This is a genomic window from Nocardia sp. NPDC001965 (genome assembly GCF_053594175.1).
In genome coordinates, this window is the sequence record NZ_JBSFDZ010000002.1 from 340,756 (window position 1) to 362,529 (window position 21,774).

General features: G+C 68.6%; 17 protein-coding genes. 6 read left to right on the top strand and 11 right to left on the bottom strand.

Going from position 1 to position 21,774, the window contains the following annotated elements; genetic code table 11:
* Positions 1 to 3 precede the first annotated feature (3 nt).
* Genes ACWCPQ_RS05485 through ACWCPQ_RS05510 form a run of 6 tightly spaced genes read right to left on the bottom strand, consistent with a single transcriptional unit; the run spans position 4 to position 6,735 of the window.
* A complete protein-coding gene (locus ACWCPQ_RS05485) occupies positions 4 to 1,179 on the bottom strand; it encodes a fumarylacetoacetate hydrolase family protein (protein ID WP_449895068.1) in 1,176 nt (391 codons plus the stop codon).
* The gene (locus ACWCPQ_RS05490; RefSeq protein ID WP_449895070.1) at positions 1,176 to 2,303 is read right to left on the bottom strand and encodes a hypothetical protein; all 1,128 of its coding nucleotides are present in this window, start codon (positions 2,301 to 2,303) and stop codon (positions 1,176 to 1,178) included. The genes ACWCPQ_RS05485 and ACWCPQ_RS05490 overlap by 4 nt, the downstream gene beginning before the upstream one ends.
* The gene (locus tag ACWCPQ_RS05495) at positions 2,300 to 3,688 is read right to left on the bottom strand and encodes an aldehyde dehydrogenase (NADP(+)) (protein ID WP_449895073.1); all 1,389 of its coding nucleotides are present in this window, start codon (positions 3,686 to 3,688) and stop codon (positions 2,300 to 2,302) included. Before ACWCPQ_RS05495 ends, ACWCPQ_RS05490 begins: the two co-directional genes overlap by 4 nt.
* Positions 3,685 to 4,155 (bottom strand): MaoC family dehydratase, encoded by a 471-nt coding sequence (locus ACWCPQ_RS05500; RefSeq protein ID WP_449895074.1) that lies wholly within the window; start codon positions 4,153 to 4,155, stop codon positions 3,685 to 3,687. Before ACWCPQ_RS05500 ends, ACWCPQ_RS05495 begins: the two co-directional genes overlap by 4 nt.
* Entirely contained in the window at positions 4,152 to 5,495 is a 1,344-nt protein-coding gene (locus tag ACWCPQ_RS05505; protein ID WP_449895077.1) for an MFS transporter, read from the bottom strand. The genes ACWCPQ_RS05500 and ACWCPQ_RS05505 overlap by 4 nt, the downstream gene beginning before the upstream one ends.
* Before the next feature lie 25 nt (positions 5,496 to 5,520).
* Positions 5,521 to 6,735 (bottom strand): CaiB/BaiF CoA transferase family protein, encoded by a 1,215-nt coding sequence (locus ACWCPQ_RS05510; RefSeq protein ID WP_449895079.1) that lies wholly within the window; start codon positions 6,733 to 6,735, stop codon positions 5,521 to 5,523.
* Between the two features lie 211 nt (positions 6,736 to 6,946).
* On the opposite strand from ACWCPQ_RS05510, the gene ACWCPQ_RS05515 reads away from it, so the two are divergent.
* Positions 6,947 to 7,996 (top strand): LacI family DNA-binding transcriptional regulator, encoded by a 1,050-nt coding sequence (locus tag ACWCPQ_RS05515; protein WP_449895081.1) that lies wholly within the window; start codon positions 6,947 to 6,949, stop codon positions 7,994 to 7,996.
* A 392-nt stretch (positions 7,997 to 8,388) separates the two neighbouring features.
* Entirely contained in the window at positions 8,389 to 8,859 is a 471-nt protein-coding gene (locus ACWCPQ_RS05520; protein WP_449895084.1) for a carboxymuconolactone decarboxylase family protein, read from the top strand.
* A 130-nt stretch (positions 8,860 to 8,989) separates the two neighbouring features.
* Here ACWCPQ_RS05520 and ACWCPQ_RS05525 read toward each other — a convergent pair whose 3' ends face one another.
* From ACWCPQ_RS05525 to ACWCPQ_RS05540, 4 genes are read right to left on the bottom strand one after another with little or no spacing between them, the layout of a single operon-like run.
* Positions 8,990 to 9,952: an ABC transporter substrate-binding protein gene (locus ACWCPQ_RS05525; protein ID WP_449895085.1), complete on the bottom strand. Its 963-nt coding sequence runs from the start codon at positions 9,950 to 9,952 to the stop codon at positions 8,990 to 8,992.
* 15 nt (positions 9,953 to 9,967) lie between these two features.
* On the bottom strand, positions 9,968 to 10,738 hold the full coding sequence (locus ACWCPQ_RS05530; protein ID WP_449895088.1) for an ABC transporter ATP-binding protein: 771 nt from the start codon (positions 10,736 to 10,738) through the stop codon (positions 9,968 to 9,970).
* 1 nt (position 10,739) lies between these two features.
* Complete coding sequence (locus ACWCPQ_RS05535) at positions 10,740 to 11,600, bottom strand: ABC transporter permease (protein WP_449895089.1); 861 nt, start codon at positions 11,598 to 11,600, stop codon at positions 10,740 to 10,742.
* Positions 11,597 to 12,928, bottom strand: a complete 1,332-nt coding sequence (locus ACWCPQ_RS05540) for an aryl-sulfate sulfotransferase (protein ID WP_449895092.1) — start codon at positions 12,926 to 12,928, stop codon at positions 11,597 to 11,599. The genes ACWCPQ_RS05535 and ACWCPQ_RS05540 overlap by 4 nt, the downstream gene beginning before the upstream one ends.
* Positions 12,929 to 13,087: 159 nt before the next feature.
* Between ACWCPQ_RS05540 and ACWCPQ_RS05545 the strand changes: the two genes are divergently transcribed.
* Together ACWCPQ_RS05545 and ACWCPQ_RS05550 are read left to right on the top strand one after the other, a co-directional pair.
* Positions 13,088 to 14,134, top strand: coding sequence for a LacI family DNA-binding transcriptional regulator (locus ACWCPQ_RS05545; RefSeq protein ID WP_449895095.1), 1,047 nt, complete (start codon positions 13,088 to 13,090; stop codon positions 14,132 to 14,134).
* Between the two features lie 251 nt (positions 14,135 to 14,385).
* A complete protein-coding gene (locus ACWCPQ_RS05550) occupies positions 14,386 to 15,846 on the top strand; it encodes a DHA2 family efflux MFS transporter permease subunit (protein WP_449895097.1) in 1,461 nt (486 codons plus the stop codon).
* A gap of 145 nt (positions 15,847 to 15,991) precedes the next feature.
* Here ACWCPQ_RS05550 and ACWCPQ_RS05555 read toward each other — a convergent pair whose 3' ends face one another.
* Positions 15,992 to 17,722 carry an amino acid adenylation domain-containing protein gene (locus tag ACWCPQ_RS05555; protein ID WP_449895099.1) on the bottom strand — a complete coding sequence of 577 codons (1,731 nt, stop codon included), beginning with the start codon at positions 17,720 to 17,722 and terminating at the stop codon, positions 15,992 to 15,994.
* Between the two features lie 116 nt (positions 17,723 to 17,838).
* On the opposite strand from ACWCPQ_RS05555, the gene ACWCPQ_RS05560 reads away from it, so the two are divergent.
* On the top strand, positions 17,839 to 20,919 hold the full coding sequence (locus tag ACWCPQ_RS05560) for an amino acid adenylation domain-containing protein (RefSeq protein ID WP_449895103.1): 3,081 nt from the start codon (positions 17,839 to 17,841) through the stop codon (positions 20,917 to 20,919).
* Complete coding sequence (locus ACWCPQ_RS05565) at positions 20,916 to 21,740, top strand: pyrroline-5-carboxylate reductase family protein (RefSeq protein WP_449895105.1); 825 nt, start codon at positions 20,916 to 20,918, stop codon at positions 21,738 to 21,740. The genes ACWCPQ_RS05560 and ACWCPQ_RS05565 overlap by 4 nt, the downstream gene beginning before the upstream one ends.
* The last annotated feature ends 34 nt before the right edge of the window (positions 21,741 to 21,774 follow it).

Consider the following 21,774-nt stretch of genomic DNA (forward strand, 5'->3'; position numbering starts at 1 on the left):
GTCCTACAGCACCCCCCGGGCGGAGAGGCTGCGGAACAGGTCCGCGGTGCCGAATCGCCACGGTTCACATTCGTCGCTGGTCCGCACCCGGTTGATCAGGCCGCCCAGTGTGGGCGTACCGATAGCGACCAGATCGTCCGGGCGGTGGGTGAATCCGTGTCCCGGTTCGGCTCGGTCCTGAACCGGAGCGAACATGGTGCCGAGGAAGAGCACCACCCCGTCGGGGTACTGGTGATGCCGGCCCATGAGCTGGCGGATGAGATCCGCCGGATCGCGGCTGATTTCGGCCATCGACGATTCGGCGCGCAAGGTGAAATCGTCGACACCGTGGATCCGCAGTGTCACGGTCAGTGCGCGTACGGTGTCCAGATCGAACGTGTCGTCGAAGAGCCGGACGAACGGACCGACGGCCGCGGAGGCGTTGTTGTCCTTGGCCGCGGTCAGCAGCAGCGCCGAACGGCCCTCGAAATCACGGAGGTTGACATCGTTTCCGAGGCAGGCGCCGACTGCCCGGCCGGCCGACGAGATCAGCAGCACCACTTCGGGTTCCGGGTTGTTCCAGGTGGATCGGGGATGCACCCCGATATCGGTACCGGTCCCGACACTGGCCATCGGCGCACACTTGGTGAAGATCTCGGCATCGGGACCGAGTCCGACCTCCAGGTACTGACTCCACCAGCCCTCGGCGACGAGTAGCTCCTTGAGCCGGGCGGTCTCGGCCGAACCGGGTTCCAGCGCGGACAGATCGGTGCCCACATGTTCGGTGATCTGCTCGCGCACCTTGTCGGCCAGCGAGGCGTCGCCGCGGCAGCGTTCCTCGATGACGCGTTCCATCAGGGAGACGACGAAAGTGACACCCGCCGCCTTGACCGGTTGCAGATCGATCGGGCTGAGCAGCCTGGGGGTCCCGGGCCGCCGGAGCTCCGGTGGGGTGTGCGCGATCGCTTCCGCGACCGGACCGAGATCAGTGCCCGCGCAGCCGCGGACGAAGGCGGCGGGGTCGTCGTGTTCGGCCAGATCCCGCACGGTCGGGACCCGGTCGGTGATATCGACAAGGTGGTTGTCGCGCACGGTGACCACGCTGGGTCCGTGCGGGCCCATCACCCGGCCGACCAGCACGGCGCGGTCGTGGTCGGCCGGGAGCAAGGTCTCGGTGGTCGGGGGCCAGGGGATGGTCACGATACGGTCCTCGTGGTCATGGCCGGCCGGAGGCCGATCTCGAAGCTCTCGTTCACCTCGCGGGTGAGCCGGCGGATGTCGTGGTGGACGAACAGGCAGGCCCGCAGCGCCGCGGCAGCCGCGTTCTGGAAGGCGACGGCGCCCGCGTGCCGGGGCCGGATCCAGGCATCCTCGATGGTGGCCCGGGTGGCTCGGTAGAAGTCACGGCTGCCGGCGTTCACAGTGTCGTCTTCCCACGCGGTGCGCAGCCCCGGCTGTCCGTCCTCGGCGGTGACGAACCGACATTGGGCGTCGGTGGACATGAGCCAGCGAATATGGTCGAGCAGTGCGGCGTCCGGTTTTCGGCGACCGCTGAACGCGATGCCGGTGCCGCCCAGTACCGAACCGCGCCGCCCCGCCTGCCCGCGCGGGGCGTTTCCGAACAGCAGTGGGCGTGGTCGACGGGTGTAGTTCACGTAGCCGTAGACGTGCGGGCAGTACTGCGGCCCGGCCGCCGCGGTCATCCGTTCCAGCAGAGCGATCGGATTGTCGTTACCGGTGTGTTGCCGGTCCGGAACGAAATGCCGGAGGGTCTCGACGGCCGCACCGAATTCCGCCTCTCCGAGGAAATGATCACCCTCGCCGGGAGATGCTCCGTCGGCCACGGCGATACCGCACAGCGTGAGGAACAGATGCGGCCCCGAGGTCGGCACAGCGGACGCGACTTCGCCGGACAATTCGACTGCCTGCGCCCAGGTGTCGGGGACCGGTATGCCGATATCGCTGCGCACCGACACCTGGGTCGCGGCGTCCAGCGGCACCGCCCACAGGCGGCCCGCCATCTCGTAGGACCGCACCGACGGCCCGACGCTCTCGGCTCGCCAGGCGGCCAGTTCGGCCGGGGCGAACAGTTCGTCGAGCGGCCGCAACGCCCCGGTCTCGATCGCCGCACCGATATGCGGATGATCCAGGACCACCAGGTCGTAACGGCGGGCGGTTTCCTCGATGGGCGCCGATTCGAACCCCTCGAGCGGCTGGATGTCCCAGCGGATATCGCAGACCGGGGCGTCCGGATGCGAGGTCGCGGCACGCAGTGCCCGGTAGCCGCGCGGATGATCCCAGGTGAGGCCCGTCCATCCCGTCATCGGCGCAACTCCTCGGGAAGCACCGCGACAGGGAGGTTCTGGTACGCGACGGGACGCGCGAACCGCAGTGCGGCCGCGGTGCCGACCGAGGTGGCGACGGGTGCGGTGGTGGCGGGCCAGGGTCCGCCGTGCTGCTGAGCATCGCTCACCGTGACGCCGGTCGGCCACTGATTCCAGATGATCCGGCCCGCATACTCGGCCAGCAGGTCGACAGCGGCGGCGGCCTGATCGTCGGATTCGGCGGCTCCCTGCACGGTCGCGGTGAGGGTGCCCTCGATCAGTTCCAGTACGGCCAGCGCCTGGTCCGGATCGTCGTATTCCACCAGCACCGAGGCGGGGCCGAAGATCTCTGTGTTCACTATGGCCGGGTCGGCCAGCACCGCGCGGGCGGTGCTGGTCAGGATGCGCGCGCTCGGCGCATCCGGAGATGGGGGCCCGCTCATGGCGACCTCGACACCCGGATGTTGCGTGACCACCTCCAGCGCGTGATGGTAGCCGTCGGCGATGCGCTGGTTCAGCAGGGGACCGATCGCGGGCAGCGTGAGCCGGTCCAGGAACCCGGCCAGGTCCGGAACCAGGACCACCCCCGGCTGGGTACAGAACTGTCCCGATCCCAGCGTGCTGGACTCGGCGAATCCGGAGACGATGTCGTCCGCGCGATATTGCCATCCGGCTTCGGTCACCAGGACCGGATTGGTGCTGCCGAGTTCGCCGTAGAACGGGATCGGGTCCGGCCGCGATACCGCCAGGTCGAACAGGGCGCGTCCACCGGCCTCCGAACCGGTGAACCCGACCGCGCGGATACGCCGATCGCGCACCGCGGCGATTCCCGCGTCCCGGCCTTCGAGCAGCCCGAAGAGGCCGTCCGGCGCGCCGGCTCCGCGCAGGCGTTCGGTGACGATGCGCGTGGACGCCCGGGACAGTTCCGGATGCCCTTCGTGTGCCTTCACCACCACCGGGCAGCCCGCCGCCAGCGCGCTCACGCTGTCACCGCCGGCGACGGAGAAAGCGAACGGGAAATTACTGGCCGCGAAGACCAGCACCGGTCCGATCGCCACATGGGTGCGCCGGATATCCGGTCGCGGGCCCATCGGCCAGTCCGGGTCGGCGGGGTCGATCCGGGTCTGGAACAGCTGACCCTGCTCCAGCCGGTCGGCGAACAGCCGAGCTTGAAAGGTGGTGCGCACCAGTTCGTTGCGTAAGCGGGGCAACGGAAGAGCGGTTTCCCGATGCGCGATCTCGACCAGCTCGTCGGTGGCGGAATCGAGGCCGGCGGCGAGCGCGCGCAGCCACGCGGCGCGGGTGCCGGCCGACGCGTTCCGGGCCGGTCGGCGAGCGCGATGCGCTGCGGCGAGTACGGTTTCGATATCGACAGTGCCGGTCACTGGTTCGACTCCTCGGGGTGGGGTGTGCGGTCGACGGCGAGCACATGCCTACAGACGAGCACCGTGTCGCCGCGTTGATCGGTCCCGGTGTACTGCTTGGTGACCAGCCCGATACCCGGATTTCGGTGCGCGGCGAGATCGACCACCTCGGCGGTCGCGCGGATGGTGTCGCCGGGCCGGATCGGCCGGGGAAAGCGGATCCGGTCGTAGCCGTAGGCGACAGCGCGGCCGTTGTATTCCACGGTGAGGCCGACGACCACTCCGAAAGTGAGCACGCCGTGCGCTATCACACTGCCGAATCGGGGCTCGGCGAACGCGGGGTCGGTATGGGCCGGATGGTGGTCGCCGGTGAGATCGGCGAACCGCGCGATATCGGCGGCTTCGATCACCCTGGTCCCGCCGGCGGCGACCTCCCCGAGTGTGTACTCCTCGAACCAACGGTCGTGGAATAGGGGCGCGTCCGTCATCGAGGCCCTCCTGCCGGGACGGCGCGGCGGTCCGTCACATGGTTGAAATGGTCGTCACTGCTCTGATCGGCGTCGCTGCGGTAGCGCGCGGACAGATGAACCGAGACGAACGCGACGGTCGCCATGACCACCATCCACACCGCGATCGGCCACCAGTGCCCGAAACCGGCGAACAGCGCGGTGGCGATCAGCGGGGTAGTGCCACCGAGCAGGGCGCCGCTGACCTCGCGAGCGAAGGCGACGCCGGAATACCGCATGGCGGGCGGGAACATCTCGGCCAGGAACGCGGCCTGGGCCGCATAGCAGGTGGCCACCGCACCGACGAAACACACCACCAGCGCGAGAATGATCAGGGCAGGTACCCGGGTGTCGATGAGAGCGAACATCGGGAAAGCCCAGACGATTCCGAAACCGGAACCGAACAGGAAGAGCCGGCGGCGGCCGAAGCGGTCACCGATTCTGCCGAACACCGGCATGAACGCCGCGCCCGCGACCAGGACCACGGCATTGATACCCAATCCGGCCATGGCCGCCAGGCCGATATCGTTGGTCAAGTAGCTCAACGCCCAGACCTGCGGAATGTAGGAGAAGCCCGAGAGCATGAAATTCGATCCGAGGCTCAGCGCCAGGCGCCCCTTCGCCGTCCGGAACAACTCCAGCAGCGGGATCTTCGTGTCCTCGGTCTTCGCCTGTTCGAAGCTCTCGGTCTCGGTCACTCGCCGCCGGATATAGAGGCTGATCACCAGCATCACCAGGCTGAGCAGGAACGGGAGGCGCCAGCCCCACTGGTCGAAATTGTCCCCGGTCAGCCACAACACGATCTGGAAAGTGCCCAGTCCCAGCGCCGATCCGAGCCATACACCCCCGCCGGACCAGGACGCGTAGAAGCCGCGGTGACCTCGCGGCGCCGCCTCCGACGACAACACGACGGCCCCGGCGTATTCCGCGCCGGCCCCGAGCCCCTGGACGATCCGGAGCAGGACCAGCAGGATCGGCGCGGCCATCCCGATCGTGTGATAGCTGGGTAGCAGGCCGATGAGCGCAGTCGAGACACCCATGATGCCGAGCGTCACGACCATGACCGGTTTGCGTCCGATCTTGTCACCGAGATGCCCGAACACCACACCACCGAACGGCCGGGCGAAGTACCCCACCGCGAAGGTGGCGAACGAAGCCAGCAGTCCGGTGGTGGGGCTGGCGTCGACGAAGAAGTAGGTGTTGAAGACGAGGGCCGCGGCCGCGCCGTAGAGCGCGAAGTCGTACCACTCGACGAGGCTGCCGACCGCGGCAGCCGCTGCCGCGCGGCGCGCCTGCTGAACCGGTGGGGCGGTAGTAGTCATGGAGAGATCTTTCGGTGATACGTGGTCAAGAGATCCGGGAGCCGGCCGGAGACCGGTGGCGGTGCACGGTGCCGCCGGATTCGAGTTCCTCGATCCGGTCGGCACTCACGCCGAGTTCCATCAGGACTTCCGCGGTGTGCTCGCCGTTGCGCGGGGCCGGCCGGTAGACCTTCTGGGTCTGTTTGCTCAGCCGGAACGCGAATCCGGGGGTCACCACAGTGCCCTCGGTGGGGTGGTCGTATTCGACGAAGGACCGGTTGTGCCGGACCTGGGGGTCGGCGCGCAGCTGGCTGTAGTCATAGACCGGGCCGACCCACACGCCCGCGGCGCCGAGCGCGTCCAGCCAGTGCTCGGTGGTGTTCTTCGCGAGGTTTTCGGTGACCAGGGCGGAGATGTCGTCGCGATGGGTGAAACCGTCGCGTTCGGCGTCGTACCGCAGGAAACGATCGTCGCCGAATACCCTCGCCAGGGCATCCATCTCAGCGAAGGAGAGCGCGAGCTGACCGTCCGCGGTGGGAAACACACCGTAGGGCGCGCGGATGTAGGAGTGCGCGTGGATCTGATCGGTCGGTTCCTGCCGGACGCCGCCGACTGTCGCGACGCTGATCTCCTGCATCTGCGCCGCGATGATCGAGTCGAGCATATTGACCTCCACCAACTGGCCCTCACCGGTGCGTTCCCGGTGGAACAGGGCCGCCATCGCCCCTTCGAAAGCCGAATAGGCGGTGATGGCGTCCGCCAGGAAGAACGGCGCCGGGCGCAACGGTTCACCGTGGCGCTGTGCGCTGGCCAGGCCGCCGCTCATCGCCTGCAACAGGACGTCCTGGCCCGGCCGGTCCGCATAGGGACCGGTCGTTCCGTAGCCCGACATCGAGACGTAGACCAGGTCCGGTTTGATGGCGCGCAAGGTCTCGTAGTCCACACCGAGCCTTCCCGCGACACCCGGCCGGTAGTTCTGCAGGAACACATCCGCGGTGCGCACCAGCTCGTAGAGGAGCTCGCGTCCCTTCCCGTCCTTGAGGTTCATCGATAGCGAACGCTTATTGCGGTTGAGCGAGAGGAACGACGCGTTCACCTCGTTACCGCGGGCGCCGCCCGCCGATACGTGCCGCTGCCATTCGCCGCCCACCGGCTCGACCTTGATCACATCGGCGCCGAGATCAGCCAGCTTCTGCGCGGCGAACGGCCCGGCCATAGCGATCGACAGATCCAGAACCCGGATACCGTCCAGCACATTCATCCTGCTCTCCCTGTCCCGGACCACTGTACGAGTAGTCACATAGTGTTCTGCGCCACGAATGTTAGCGGTAACGTTAGCGGTAACGCAAGAGGCTGCCCATCGTCGGCGATTGCCCTGGCTACAGTGCGGCGAATGCGCCGTTCCGGAGCGGATCGAGCCGGCCGGGTATGCTCCGCACACAGCGAAAGCAGGGTTTTTTTCGGGAGGTGGCGTGGCCGAAGTGGAGCGGCGGCGGCGCGTGCGCGCCAAGTCGTCCACGAAATCGGTCACCATGCAGGATGTCGGCCGCGCGGCAGGCGTTTCCGCGCAGACCGTCTCGCGGGCGCTGAGCTTCCCGGATCAGGTGTCGGAGCAGACCCGGCGACGGGTCGAACGCGCCATCGCCGATACCGGATACCTGCCGAACCTGGCCGCGAGCAGCCTCGCCTCCAACCGCAGCCGCACGATCGCCGCGATCCTGCCGGTCATCTCCACATCGATCTTCTCCGACACCCTGCGCGCCGCGGCCTCCCGCCTCACCCCCGCCGGGTACCAGTTGATCGTCGGCTACACCGACTACCACCCGGAACGCGAAGAGGACCTGGTGCGCGGATTCATCCAGCGCCGCCCCGACGGATTCTTCATCGTCGGCACCCTGCACACACCCGACACGCTGCGACTGCTGCGTGCCTACGGCGCACCCGTGGTCGAGACCTGGGACTGGATCGACGACCCGCTGGACACTCTCGTCGGCTTCTCCAACGAATCGGCCACCGGCGATCTGGTCCGCCACCTGGTATCCCGCGGCCACCGGAAACTGGTCTTCGCCGGCACCATCGGTTCCGGTGACGCTCGCGCCATCCGGCGCCGCGACGGATTCACCCGCACCGTCGGCGAACTGCTGCCCGGCGAGCCGGTCCGCATCGTCGATCTACCCGGCCGCGAAATCTCCATGGACACCGGTGTCGCGCTGCTGGACGCCGCACTGGAACGCTTCCCGGAAGCGACCGCCATCGTGTTCGCCACCGACGTGCTGGCCGTCGCGGCCGTACTCGCCGCCGGACGCCGCGGTATCGCGGTCCCGGAACAGCTGGCCATCACCGGTTTCGGCGATTTCGAGATGTCGCGCCACATCAATCCGGCACTGACCACGGTGAGCGTGGATATCGACGCCATCGGCACGACAGCCGCGGATCTGTTGCTGGCTCGGCTCGCCGGGACCTCGATCGAATCGGCCACCGTGGACGTGGGATACCGGATCGTCACGCGCGAAAGCGCTTGAAAGTTCGGATATACCGGACGGAAGCCCCGCCACCGCCGATCCGGCCGTAACACGACTTTCCCGGCAGTCGCCGCACGAGGAAGGAAGCACACCCGTCCACGACGGGCTCGTGCGGCGAGCAGACGCTGTAGACCGCGCAGCAGAAGTCGCGCCACTCCGTCACCACCCAGCCGGGTGACCACGGACGTCGGGACGAGCGCTGCCGTGACATACGAAGACCCGCGCCGCCCGGGGGCCGCACCGGCCACCACAAACCACCGCTCTCGCGAATCCACCCCGAACCACGAACACCGCGGACCGTCGATGTGTCACACGTCACGCTGCCGCCTGTTATCGGAGCGGGTTGGTCGACGTCTTGTGTTCGAGCACTACAACAGCAAGGAGAACACATCATGGAAACCCGTCTGAACCTCTTCGGTAGCCCGATCGTCGCCAAGGCCCTCGGCCACTACGGAGCGGCGGCCCCGGTACTCATCGAGGAGTCGACACTGCCGGGCACGACGCAGAACCTGGTGATGCTGCGCGCGAGCCAGATCAACGGCGACAGCTACGCCACCGACGTCCACGGCAAGAACGCCGCGCACGCCGGTGAGACCGCCACGCGACTCAACCTGGTCGCCGCCTGGCGGGAGGCCACGGTGTTCACCGACGCCGAGCGCGCCGCCCTGGAACTGACCGAGCAGGGCACCCGCATCGCCGACGGCGCGGGCGGTGTCACCGACGAAGCCTGGGCCTACGCCGCCGAGCACTACGACGAGGACCAGCTCGCCACCCTGGTCGCCTTCATCGCGCTCATCAACGCCACCAACCGGTTCGCTGTCATCAACCGGCAGCGCGGCGGCGCTTACCAGCCCGCTCGGTAACCATCCAAGCGGGCCCGAGCGGCCGCGCGAGCTCGCAACGGCGCAACACCCGAGATCGCGGTTCCGTTCCGAACGCGCAGTGGTGATCGCCGACGACAGTTGCCTCCTACGGCCGACCACCCGTTCGGGCCTACCCCCTCCGGGGCAAGAACTGGGTGTTCAGAAAGGTCGTGTAGGCGGGCAGCTCGGTCGCCGCGTCGACGGACCCCTGCGTCTTCGCCCAGGTGCCGAGTTCGGTGAGTTTCGCGGCCAGGTCGGGATCCAGGCGCAGTGCGAAATCGAACTGCGGCAGCACATCACGCAGCAGTTCCGGGTCCAGCTGCGTCGCCCCGGCCACCGCCGCGACAGCGCCGTCGGAGAGATTCTCCAGATCTGCCCCCGCGTCGGTGAGTGCGGCGAAGAAGGACGTGACGGCGGGGCCTTTCGCCGCCAGCGCGTTCTGGGTGGCCAGATACAGGCTGTGCTGGCTGTATCCGCCGCCGCCGAGTTCGACGGCGTCGGGACCCAGGGCCTGGAGTACTTGCGCCTGATAGGGCTGGAAGATCGAGACGGCGTCGACATTCCCCTGGGTGGCGGCGGTGACCGTCGCCGAAGGCGATACCTGCACCAGATTCGCCGATATCGCGTTCCGCGACAGCGTATCGGCCGCGAAATACGCGGCGCTGGTGCCGATCGGGGTACCGATCGATTTGCCGGCGAGATCCTGCACGCTGCCGATTCCCGCGCTGCGCCGGGCGATGATCCGGGAGCCCTCCCAGCGCGATCCGTCACCGATCACCCGCAACGACGGGGACCGGGTCAGCACAGCCGAAGTCGGCACATCGGCGGCGGTGGCGATATCGACCTGGCCGGCGGCGACGGCCTGCAGGGCCTCGATACCGGAGGGGAAATTCACGACCTGGACCCGCACGCCGTGCTTGTCGAAGTAGCCGCCGTCCACGGCGACGGGAACCTGAGCCCAGGACGGGTCGACGACGAAGCCGACGGTGAGAGTGCCGGCGTCGCCGCCGGAATCGCCGCATGCGACGACGGACACTGCGAGTGCGACGGCCGTGAGCGAGGCGGCCAGCAGGCGGCCGAGACGGATCTTCACGATGATTGTGGCTTTCTACTGGTGGTTCGACGAGGCACCGTGGTCGATGCCCAGTTCGTGGTGCAGTGATCTGCGGATTTCGCTGTACCCGGGCTGATCGGCGAGTGCGTCCGCGGGGCGCGGCCGGGTGAGCGGGTTGATGAGCGACTCGGCGATGCGGCCGTCGCGCAGCACGCTGACGGTATCGGCCAGCCGGATCGCCTCATCGATATCGTGGGTGACGAAAACGACGGTCCGGTGCAGGCGGGTCCACAGGTCGATGAGCAGATCCTGCATTTTCAGGCGGGTCAGCGCGTCGAGTGCGGCGAACGGCTCGTCCATCAGCACGACCTCCGGTTCGCCGGCGAGCGTCCGCGCGATACTGACCCGCTGCCGCATACCGCCGGAGAGCTCGTTCGGGCGGCGGCGCGCCACATCCGGTGTGAGCTCGACGAGTTCGAGGAGTTCGGGAATGCGGGTGCGGCGCCGGCGGGCCGGGACCGCACCCGCCCGTAGCGCGAAGTCGATATTGTCGCCGACGCTCATCCACGGGAAGAGGACATCGCGCTGAAAGGCCATACCGCGGCGCGGATCCGGGGAGACAACCGATGCGCCGTCGTGGGTGACCGTGCCCGAGGTCGGGGTGATCAATCCGGCGAGACAGTGCAGCAGAGTGGACTTCCCACTTCCCGAGGCACCGACGAGAACGGCGAAGGAGCCGTTCGGGACGGTCAGGTCGATCCGGTCCAGTGTGGGCTGGGTGCGACCGGGGAAACGCACCACCAGATTCCGGGTTTCTATCGTCATATCAGTGCTCCTCGGCGGCCCAGCGAGTGATCGGCGCCGTCAGGGCGGCGATCGCGAGATCGCACAGGGCGCCGATGATCCCCAGGATGATCAGGCAGGCGATCAGCCGGTCCGCCTGAGAGAACAGTTGCGCCTGGTAGATCCGGTAACCGATACCCGCGGTGGTACCGGTCATCTCGGCCACCACGATGAGGACGAAGGCCATGGCCGCACCCACCCGCAGCCCCGAGGCGATATCGGGCGCTGCTTCGGGAAGTACGATCCGGGCGAGGATCTGAGCCCGGCCGGCGCCGAGGCAGCGCGCGGCTCGCAGGTAGTCCGCGGGTGTCGTGGCCAGTCCCGCATGGCTGTTGATCCAGACCGGGACGAAGACGCCCAGCGCGATCACGAGAGTCTTACTGCTCTCCCCCAGACCGAACCAGAGAATCGCCAGTGGAACCAGGCCGATGGTCGGGATCGGTGACAGCAGACGCAGCACGGGCTGCAGCAGATTGCGGCCGACCGCGGTGGTCGCGGTGCACACGGCGGCCGCGATCCCGGCCGTCGCGCCGAGGACGAATCCGGCGAAGGCCCGTCGCAGGCTCGCGCCGATGTCCTCGGCCAGCAACCCGTCGGTCCACAGCGTCCGCGCGGCCCGCAGGATCTCGGGGACACCCGGGAAGAGCTCCGGCGGGAACCGGCCGCTCGCCACGATCAGACTCCAGACGATCGCGGCCGACCCGAGCCCGGCGACGGCCCACCCGAGCGATCCGAAACGCCCGAACCAGGTGGGAGCCTTCCGCCCGCGCCCCGTGCGCGACGGCCCATCCGGGGTCGTACGCTCCGCGTCACCCGCCGGGGCCGTCCGCAGGCCCGCGGTCATGCCGGCGTGCCGTCCCGGCCCGGTGCGCCGACGGCGCGGGCCGGAGTGTGCGGTGTACCGGCCGGAACCCATTCGGCGGGCACCCACTGCGCTCGATAGACCAGCGGTGTCCGGGTGAGGCGGTCGACCCCGGGCACCCGGGGCGTGCGCACTTCGGGTTCGCCCGCGACACCGTATCCTTCGTACGGGCTGTGGTACTCCCAGGCCACATCGCCGGCCGGGGTCACCTGGAACAGCCGGCCCTGCATTCCCTCGGTGACGAGAGTGTTGCCGCCCGGCAGCCGCTGCGCGTTGCTGACGAAGGAGCTGAAGAAGGTCCACGACGGCAGGCCGGAATCCTCGGCGGTGTACTGCCAGACGATCTGCTCGGTCGCCGGATCGACCTCGAGCACCCGTGAACCCGCGTAGATACCGAGCGCGGCCGGCGGATACCCGGCACCGCCCTGATTGTCGAAGATCAGGATATTGCCGGCGCCGGGCAGGTCGCCGGCGATCATATGCGGATTGTGCTGGCCGGAGATCTGGTCGAGCGCGCGCGGTACCTTGTGCGCGTTGATGCGCTGATGCTGGGCACCGGAGGATTCGCCGAAGTACGGTCCGAGTTTCCAGACCACGGCCCCGGAGGTCTTGTCGATCAAGGCGACGATATTGGCCTTGCGGAAGCTGACCAGGACATCGTCCGGATGGAAGACCGTGCCCGGGTCCGCGTCGTACCACCGGTTCGGGCCGAGTGATTTCGCGCTGTTCATTTCGAGGTATCCCCAGGGATCCTCGGGGTCCCGGGACGCGTTTTCCCGCAGCGTCTTCCAGCCCTGTTCGGAGAAGCCCAGTTCGCCCAGGTGATCACCGGCCAGCCACTGCCAGACGATGTCGCCGTGCCCGTCCACCTCGACCAGCCCCTGGTCGCCCACCGTCGATTCACCGAGATCGGGCACCACCCGGGGCACTGTGACGAGGAGGAGCCGGTTTCCGTTCGGCAGCAGTTCCCAGTCGTGATTCTGGCGCGCGGCCCCGCCGGGTGCCTGTGTCCCCCACTCCCAGACGCGGTTTCCGGACCAGTCGAGCTGGCCGACGGTTCCGTTGGCGTAGATACCGCCGCGCGCGTCGCCGCTGTCCGACAGCTGGACTCCGACCTCGCCGATCCGGCCGCCGTTGAGGGCGGGGTCGAGGAGCCGGGGTGGAACACCGGCGAACGGCCATTCGTGCACCACGGCGCCGGTGAGGTCGATGAGCCGGGTGACCGAATCCGCGCCGGTGAAGAGAACGTAGCCGTCGTAGGCGTTCTCGGGGTCGCAGTAGGTCACGCCCGTCGGTCGTGTGTATGCCATGTCGTCCAGTTCACCTATCGCTCGTTACGTCCGAGGGTCCTGCTCGTAACTGTTCTAATCGTTTAGCGTAGGTTCGCCGGGAAAGCCGGCACAGTGTAAGAATCGGGGAGAACGAAACCCTCCGGCACAGGCGTGCGCGGCGACGAGACTGGACCGATCGTGAGTGCCAAACGACCTACTCTCACCGATGTCGCCGAGCGCGCCGGTACCTCCACCGCGGTGGTCAGTTATGTGATGAACAACGGGCCCCGGCCGGTTTCGGACCGGCTGCGGGCCCGAGTTCTCGCCGCGGCGGACGAACTGGACTACCGGCCAGATCGCAATGCCCGGGCACTGCGGCGCCCGCGGCGATGGCAGCAGATCGGGCTGCTGGTACCGGATATGACGATGCCGTTGTACGGCGCGTTCGCGGGCCGGATCGAGATCGAGGCGCGGGCACGCGATCACCTCACGATGATGGGCAACACCGGGTTCGATGCGGAGCGCGAACTCGGATTCGCCGCCGCGTTCACCGATGTCGGAATCGACGGCCTCATCGTCGTCGGCGCCGTCGACGCCGTCGCGACCAGCGAGATCTGCGCCCGGGCCCGGATCCCGGTCGTGTGGGTGCACAACATCCGGGGGCAGTTGGAGGCGCCGATCGTCGGCGGCGACCATATCGATGCCGGCCGGCTGGCCGCCCGCCATCTCGTCGAGGCGCACCACTGCGCGAATCTCGTCTTCGTGGGCGGTTACCGCGCCGCGGACGTACGCCACGGCGACCGCGAAACCGTCGCGCAGCGGTTCGCGGGCTTCGCCGAGGTCACCGGCGATCGCGGTACCGCGATCCGCACCGATCTGACGGCCGCGGGAGCCTATGCCGCAGTGAGCGCCCATCTGCGAACATGCCCTGAGCCCCCGCACGGCATGGTCGTCGGAACCAACGCCCAATCCGCCGCCGCGATGCGCGCCGTCACCGATGCGGGACTGCAGATCCCGCGCGATGTTCGGATCGTCGGGTTCGACGGCGATACCGCCGACCGCTTCGGACAGATCACCCTCGCTTCGGTCCGGCAACCGATCGACACCATCACCCGCCGGGCGCTGGCCCGGCTGCTCGACTCACCGCACGACGATCCGGACACCGGGCGCTCGGTAGCGATGGATGTCACGCTCGGCGTCGGCGAATCCTGCGGATGCGAGTTGCGCCGCTCCGGCGACGGCTGACCCGAACTCCGCTGCGCCGCAGGCGTACTGCGGAACGGCTCGAACTGCCGGATGGTCTGGTCCGCCGGGCGCCGGATCGATCACCCGGCACGATCACGTCCGCCGGCCGAGCCATGCACGCACAGCTATGAGTGTGGCCGCCCCCACAGCACTTGACCTCAATATTGATTGAGGTTACAGGCTGTTCCTCGGAGTCGGCCCGGGCCGACCCGGCGATACCGGTTCCACCCACCCGCACCGAAAGCAGGGCCATGATCACCACCGAGACGACGCCGGCACCGCCGCCGGACGCCCGCAACCCGATGACCGTCGCGCTGGTTCTCGTGGTCGGTGCGATCATGGCAACGCTCGACCAGACCGTCGTGAATGTCGCCCTCGCCGAATTGTCCGTCCAGTTCCAGGCCGGCCTCAGCACGATCCAATGGGTCGCCACCGGCTATTCGCTCGCGCTCGGTGCGGTGGTACCGGCCTCGGCGTGGCTGGTCGGCCGATTCGGCGCGAAACGGCTGTACATGGCCGCGGTCACCGCATTCGCGGTCGGCTCGATACTGGCCGGGTTGGCCTGGAACATCCAGTCGCTGATCGCCTTCCGCGTGGTGCAGGGGGCAAGCGGTGGGTTGTTGATGCCGGTGGCGATGACGATCCTGTTGCGTGCGTCCGGCCCGGAAAAGCTCGGCCGATCGATGAGCACGCTGGGACTGGCCGTCCTGGTCGGGCCACTACTCGGTCCGATGATCGGCGGCTACCTCATCGACCAGGTGTCGTGGCGGTGGATGTTCTTCGTCAATCTGCCACTGGGTGTGCTGGTTCTGCTGCTGGCGGCCGCCGTGCTGCCCGCCGATACGCCGGAACCGCCGCGCAGCCTGGATGTGGTCGGCCTGCTGCTGATGTCGCCCGGACTGGCGCTGGTGATCTACGGAGTGACCGCCGCGGGCGAACACGCCGGTTTCGCCACGCCCGCGGTGTGGCTACCGATCCTGGCAGGCGCCGGACTCGTCGCCGCGTTCGTCCGGCATTCGCTGTCCACACCGGCGCCGCTGCTGGATCTGCGGGTGCTCGCCCATCGGACGACCGGCACCGCGGCCGCGCTGCTGGCACTGTTCGCAAGTGGCTACTTCGGGTCGATGTTGCTGCTGCCCCTGTATTTCCAGGTGGTGCGCGGCGAATCGGCACTGGTGGCCGGTGCGCTCGGCATCCCGTTCGCACTGGCGTCCGGCGCGACGATGCAGGTGGCGGGCCGGCTGATCGACCGTATCCCACCCGGTCGCTATCTGCCCGCCTCGATCATCGTGGCGCTCACCGGTTTCGTGCTGTTCATGATCCAGCTCGATGCGGACGCCCCGTACTGGGCGCTCTGCGCCACCATGCTGCTGATGGGCGCGGGCGGCGGCGGCACGATGATGCCGGTGCTGACGACCGCGACCCGGCCGCTGAACCGGGACCAGCAGCCCGCGGGATCGACGGTGCTGAACATGATCAGCACCACCGCTCTCGCCCTGGGCACCGCGGCGACGTCGGTCACCCTGGCCGCGCTGCTACCGGCGGACGGCGGCCTGCAGGCCGTGCACGCCATGGACCCGGCGCGGCGATCCGCGCTGACCCCGGCATTGGCCGAAGCATTTCAGCACACCTATCTGATCGCCCCGGTCATGATCGCACTCGCCTTGATCCCGGCTCTGCTGCTGCCCCGCCGGCGAACACTCGGCCGGTGAGCACCGGCCCGCCTCCCGCCGTTCCGGTTCACCGGCACCCTGCACACCGTCGGGGTGGACCTGTCCGGCGCGCCGATCACCGATACCGGCAGTGAGATGAAGAGGCACCTGGCCCGGCAGTAGCGTGCCGACGCGGTCCGGGCGTTCATCCGGATTGCGCGGCCCGGCGCCGACGGGCCGGGCGGATATCGGACCAGAGTCGCCGGACGAGTGTCCGGCACTCGTCCAGGGTCGCGGGGCCGCCGACAACCGTCCAACCGGCGGGAGCAGACCGGTGGGCCGGCCAGACAGCGTATTGATCGTCCGAATTGACCACGACCGTACGCAGTGCCGGATCCGCGCTCGGCGCCGGCGGTACCGGGTCGCCGTCGAGAATGCGGCGGCGGACGAGTTTGCCGTTGGCCGTCACAGATGCGTCGGCGCGCAACACATACGCTTCGGGCCGAAGATGTTCGGGCACCATCGACGCCATATGACCGCGCAGGTCCGATTCGCCGGAGGCGGAGTCGTGGCGCAGCGTCACATAGGCGACGAGATATTTACCGCGGCGTTCGTTCTGTTCCGCGGTCGCATAGACGGTGACGACATCGGGATGGTCCAGCAGCGCCTGCTCGACCTCACCGGGTTCGATGCGGCGCCCCCGGATCTTGAGCTGGTTGTCGAGACGACCGAGGAACTCCATCCCGCCGTAACCGATCGCCCGCACCCGGTCGCCGGTCCGATAGAGCCGGTCACCGGGCCGGTCGGCCTGCGGATCCGGCAGGAACCGTTCCGCGGTGAGGTCGGGGGCACCGAGATATCCACCGGCGAGCCCGGCTCCGGCAATACACAATTCGCCCGGCTCGCCCTCGGGCACCGGATTCAGGTCCGCGTCCAGGATGTAGGTGCGGACACCGGTGATGTCGTGACCGATGACCACGACCGAGGGCAGTGGATCGGCGCCGGTCTGGACGTGGGCGGTGACCAGGACGGTCGATTCGGTAGGGCCGTAGCCGACGATGACCGAGGTGTCCGGAAGGTGCCGCGCCGCCAGTTCGAGATGGGCCGGAAAGATGGCCTCGCCACCCAGGAGCAGATCACGCAGCGGCCGCAACGCATCCGGCTGCTCCTCCAGGATGAGCCGGAAGACGGTGGGCGTGAGAAAGGTGGCGGTCGCGCCGTGCCGGTGGATCAGGCGGGATATCTCGCCCACCGAGAGCGGGCCGGGTGGCGCGATCACCAGAGTGCCGCCGTTGAGCAGCGCACCCCAGGTCTCGAATATCGACGGATCGAATGTGGGCGCGGTGTGCAGCAGGTAGCGCTGGTGCGGCCCCACCGTCATATAGTTCTGCGCGGTCAAGAGATTGACCACGGCACGGTGTGGAATCGCGACCGCTTTGGGTCTTCCGGTGGATCCGGAGGTGAACATGACACACGCCAGATGATCCGGGCCGACGGTGTCGAGCAGCGGTTCGGCCGGATGGCCGAGCAGATCGTCGAACAAGAGCTTGCGGACCGTGCCGGGCAGCCGATCGCACAGGTCGCGGTCGGTGATAACGATGGGCACCGCGGCGATGGCGATCTGGTCGGCCGAGGCACGGTCGGGCTGGGCGGGGTCCAGTGTCAGGTAGGCACCACCGGCCGCGAGAACGGCCAGATGCGCGATGACCAGCCGCTCGCTGCGGGCGAGATGAACCCCGACCGGTACATCCGGTCCGACACCACGGCGCCGCAGCCCGGCCGCGACGCGGCATACCGTGGCGGCCAGATCGCCGTAGCGGATCCGGTCTTCGCCGAACTCGAGCGCCACCGCCTCCGGCGTGCGGGCCGACCATCGCAGGAACCGGCCGTGTATCACGGTATCCGCGACCTCGCCGTAGCTGCTGTCAGGGTGCATGTGATCCGCCTGCCCTCTGCGGTGATCGAGTCCGATGATGTTATTACCCAGGACATTTCGCGCATCTATCCAACCAAGGGAATAGCGGTCGGGTGGGTATGGGCGACTCTCGGAAGATGGACAGTCTGTACCACCGGATCCGGCGTGGGATCGAGAACTACGCCGAGGCGGTCGCACTTGTCGACAACGGCCGGGCGCTGACATACGGCGAACTGGGCCGTCGCATCGATGATCTCGCGATACGGCTGCGGCACAACGGGATCCGGCCGGAATCGGTGACCGCGATCTGTGTCCGGGAACCCGCGGCGGCGATTGTGGCCGTTCTCGCGGTGTGGGCCGCCGGCGGCGCGTACCTTCCGCTGGATGCGGACTTTCCGGACGACACACTGCGGCGGTGGCTGACCGCCGCCGGCGCGCGCCTGGTCCTCACCGAACCCGGGCAGGCGCCGCGACTGTCCGCGATCGCCGGAACTCCGGCGGTGATCGCCGAACCCTCCGGATCCGGATCGACGATCACCGACGCGATACCGTTCGACGGCCCTGTTCATCCGCGCAGCACGGCCTACGTGATGTTCACCTCCGGATCCACCGGCGAACCCAAGGGGGTGGCGGTGGAGCAGCACAACCTGGCGGCCTACCATTCCGCGCTCTCGTCCTACGTGCCGCTCGAACGGAGCCAGGTGGTGCTGCAGGTCGCCGCGTTCACCTTCGATCCGTGGTTACGGGATGCGCTGATGCCGCTCACCGTGGGGGCCACGGTGGTGTGCACATCGAAATCGTTGCGCCGCAATCCGGAGAAACTGTCGGCGGCTATCCGCGACCACGGCGTCACCCACTTGTTGAGTGCCACCCCGGCTCTGCTGACCGGCCTGATCACCGCACCGGACTTCGTCGCGGCCCGGACCGGGTTGCACACCACGCTCGTCAGCGGCGAGAGCTTTCTGCCGCTGCGCGCGCACGGACGGGCCCTGGCCCGATTCGGGCGCGTGGTCAATCATTTCGGTCTCACCGAGACGACACTCATCGCCACCCAGCACCCATACACCGAGACATCGGCCGACAGCACCGACGTCATCGGCACACCGCTTCCGGGAATCTCGGTCCATCTGCTCGACAGCATGCTGCACCGGGTGCGCCGAGGCGAAATGGGTGAGATCTACATCGGGGGGACCGGGGTGAGCAGAGGGTATGTCGGGGCGCCCGGGCACACCGCGGCACGATTTGTCGCCGACCCGTTCGCGGCGGATGCGGCTACGGGCGGAGCGAGGCTCTACCGCACCGGCGACCTGGGACGGCTGCTCGAGGACGGAACTCTGGAGTACCTCGGCCGCCGCGACCGGCAGATCAACCTGCGCGGTCACCGAGTCGAACCTGCGGAGGTCGAGCTGGCCCTGACCGGGCACCCCGACGTCGGTTCCGCAGTCGTCCTCGGTTGCCGCCGCCCGGCACACGGGATCGTCCTCGTGGGCTATATCGTGCGCCGGGCGGGCCCCGCGGGCGCGGCGCTCGATCGCGCTGGATTGCGGGCATATCTGTCGGCGCTGCTGCCTGCCCATATGATTCCGGCGACCTATATCTTCCTGGACCGGTTGCCGCTGGGGGCCACGGGCAAGGTGGATCGGTCCGCGCTGCCGGAACCGATGTTCGGCGCGGGCCGGGCCGGCACCGACGGCCATATTCCGGCGGACTCCGCCCCGAGTACGGCGGTGGAGCACACCATCGCCCGGGCCTGGTCGGAAGTGCTCAACGTGCCGGAAGTCGGGCGCGACGACAATTTCTTCGACCTCGGCGGGCATTCGTTGCTGGCAGCGCGGATCGCGATCCGACTCTCCTCGGATCTGGATCGGGACGTCACCACGGAACGTATCCTGGGTAACCCCACCGTCGCACTGCTCGCCGCGGACCTGCCGGAGCGGTCCGCCACCCCGGCCGAACGGCCGGCCGGTGAATTGCGGCGCCGGACCGGCACCCGGTATCCGCTGTCCACAGTGCAACGAGGTCTGTGGAATCTCATGTCCCCGGATACACCGCCGCCGATCGTGGCGCGGGCCTTCCGTCTGAACAGCCGCCCCGACCCGGACCGGCTGGCCGCGGCGCTGGCGGCGGTGCTGCGCAGACATCCGGTGCTGCGCTGTGCTTTCGACTCGTCCCCGGGGCGGCCGGCGGGCCAGACCGTACGACACCGGGCCGACGCAGCGGTCCGGACGGTGCCGGTACCTGCCGAGATCACCGTCCCCGAACTCGGGCGGGCATGTGCCGAAACGATGGATATCGCCCGTGGGCAGACCGTCGAGGTGACCCTGTACGAGCACCCGGCGCGGACGGACTCGGTGCCGCACCCGCCGTGCACGTTGCTGGTGCGCTGCCATCGTCTCGTCGCCGACGAACCCGCGCTCGACATCCTGATCCGTGAACTCGGCGAACTGTACTCGGGAGTGTGGGGTACCGCCGGCCCCGCACAGCCCACGACGGGGTTCCCGGAATTCGCCCGCACGGAGCAGCCGATCGCGGACGGTGTGCAAGCGGCGCGGCACTGGCAGGACAGACTGGCCGGTATCACCACACCCGACCCGGCGCAGCGGCCGGACACGGTGTCGTCGGCCCGGCTGTCACTGCCCGCGCGCGTGATACGCCCGCTGCGGGCCCGGATGCGCTCGCTGGATCTCGACCTGCCCGCCGTGCTGCGCACCGCGTTCGCGGCCGCCCTCGTCACCGGCGCATCGACCCGAGAGCGAATTCCGGTGTGCACCACGGTGTCGTACCGCCCCACACCGGACTGGGAATCGGTGATCGGACCGTTCTCCTGGACCGAGCCCGCGGTGGTCGAGTTGTCGCCCGGGGATTCACTGCGGAAGTCGCTCACGGCGCCCGGTGACCTCCGGGACGCCGCGTTCGCCGGGATACCCGTCGAATTCCTCTGCGGGGAGGCGGCCTTGTCCCCGACCGTATCGGCCAATCGTCTACACCTGCATCCGGTCGCCGCGGAGCCGCTACAGCTCGCGGGTATCGAAGCGGATCCGATCGAATTGCCCGTTCTCGGCGAGCACACGATACGACTGCTGGAGATCAGCGAGCAGGCGGGTGGTCTGGCCGGCGGGGTGCATCTGCGTAGTGCGGATCCGGATGCGGCGGCGATCGTCGCGATACGGGTGCGCGATCTGCTGACCGGATTCGCCGAGAACGGTGCCCCTCGATGACCGGTGACCGGAACCGCCTTCCGGGCGGGCGCCGCAGCTTCGAAACGATAGGGATCGTCGGCGCGGGAGATATGGCACGCGCCTTGTCGACCGGATGGGGCGTACCGATCCTGTGCACCGACGGCGGATCGGGACGCGCGATCGAGCTCGCCGCCGATACCGGCGGCGAGGCGGTGACGAATGTCCAGCTCGCCGCTCGCGCGGACCTGATCGTCCTGTGCCACAAACCGGGCCAGCTGACCCCGGTGGCCCGGGAGATCGACGGCACCCGGGCCGTCGTCGTCTCGGTGCTGTCCGGGGTGTCGTCCGGACAGCTGCAGGCGAGCTACCGCCGTTCGACAGTGGTGCGAGTGACGGTCAATCTCCCGGTCCGGGTCCGCGCGGGCATCGTGTCGCTGCCGACCGGGCAGGGTGTGGACGCCAAGGTGGAGAACGCTGTGGCGGAACTCTTCGCCGAAGTGGGTACGGTCGTCCGGATCCCGGAACAGCAGGTGGCCGCGTTGATTCCGCTCGCCGGTGTGGGGCCGGCGCTGGTGGCGATGTTCGCGCAGGCACAGGCCGATGCGGCCGTCGACGCCGGACTCCCGGCGGATCTGGCGGGAGCACTGGCCACCGAGACCCTGCGCGGCACGGCCGCCCTCTTGAGCGAATTCGGGCACGATACGAGCGCCCTACGGCGTGCAGTGGCCTCACCCGGTGGCCCGACCGAGCGATCACTGGCGACGGCGCGCGAACGGGGTCTGCCCGCGGCGGTCCGCGCGGCGGCTCGGGCGGCACTGCCCACAGCGACCGGTAGCCGGCCGCGCAGCGATACCCACTGAGCTTTCCACTACCGGGAAACGCGTGCGCGGGCGC

Excerpts from the sequence above, each read along its gene's own strand:
- ACWCPQ_RS05520 (WP_449895084.1), top strand. The coding sequence starts at position 8,389 with ATGGAAACCCGTCTGAACCTCTTCGGTAGCCCGATCGTCGCCAAGGCC.
- ACWCPQ_RS05490 (WP_449895070.1), bottom strand. The coding sequence starts at position 2,303 with ATGACGGGATGGACGGGCCTCACCTGGGATCATCCGCGCGGCTACCGG.
- ACWCPQ_RS05555 (WP_449895099.1), bottom strand. The coding sequence starts at position 17,722 with ATGCACCCTGACAGCAGCTACGGCGAGGTCGCGGATACCGTGATACAC.
- ACWCPQ_RS05550 (WP_449895097.1), top strand. The coding sequence starts at position 14,386 with ATGATCACCACCGAGACGACGCCGGCACCGCCGCCGGACGCCCGCAAC.
- ACWCPQ_RS05560 (WP_449895103.1), top strand. The coding sequence starts at position 17,839 with ATGGACAGTCTGTACCACCGGATCCGGCGTGGGATCGAGAACTACGCC.
- ACWCPQ_RS05500 (WP_449895074.1), bottom strand. The coding sequence starts at position 4,155 with ATGACGGACGCGCCCCTATTCCACGACCGTTGGTTCGAGGAGTACACA.
- ACWCPQ_RS05535 (WP_449895089.1), bottom strand. The coding sequence starts at position 11,600 with ATGACCGCGGGCCTGCGGACGGCCCCGGCGGGTGACGCGGAGCGTACG.
- ACWCPQ_RS05510 (WP_449895079.1), bottom strand. The coding sequence starts at position 6,735 with ATGAATGTGCTGGACGGTATCCGGGTTCTGGATCTGTCGATCGCTATG.
- ACWCPQ_RS05505 (WP_449895077.1), bottom strand. The coding sequence starts at position 5,495 with ATGACTACTACCGCCCCACCGGTTCAGCAGGCGCGCCGCGCGGCAGCG.
- ACWCPQ_RS05540 (WP_449895092.1), bottom strand. The coding sequence starts at position 12,928 with ATGGCATACACACGACCGACGGGCGTGACCTACTGCGACCCCGAGAAC.
- ACWCPQ_RS05565 (WP_449895105.1), top strand. The coding sequence starts at position 20,916 with ATGACCGGTGACCGGAACCGCCTTCCGGGCGGGCGCCGCAGCTTCGAA.
- ACWCPQ_RS05530 (WP_449895088.1), bottom strand. The coding sequence starts at position 10,738 with ATGACGATAGAAACCCGGAATCTGGTGGTGCGTTTCCCCGGTCGCACC.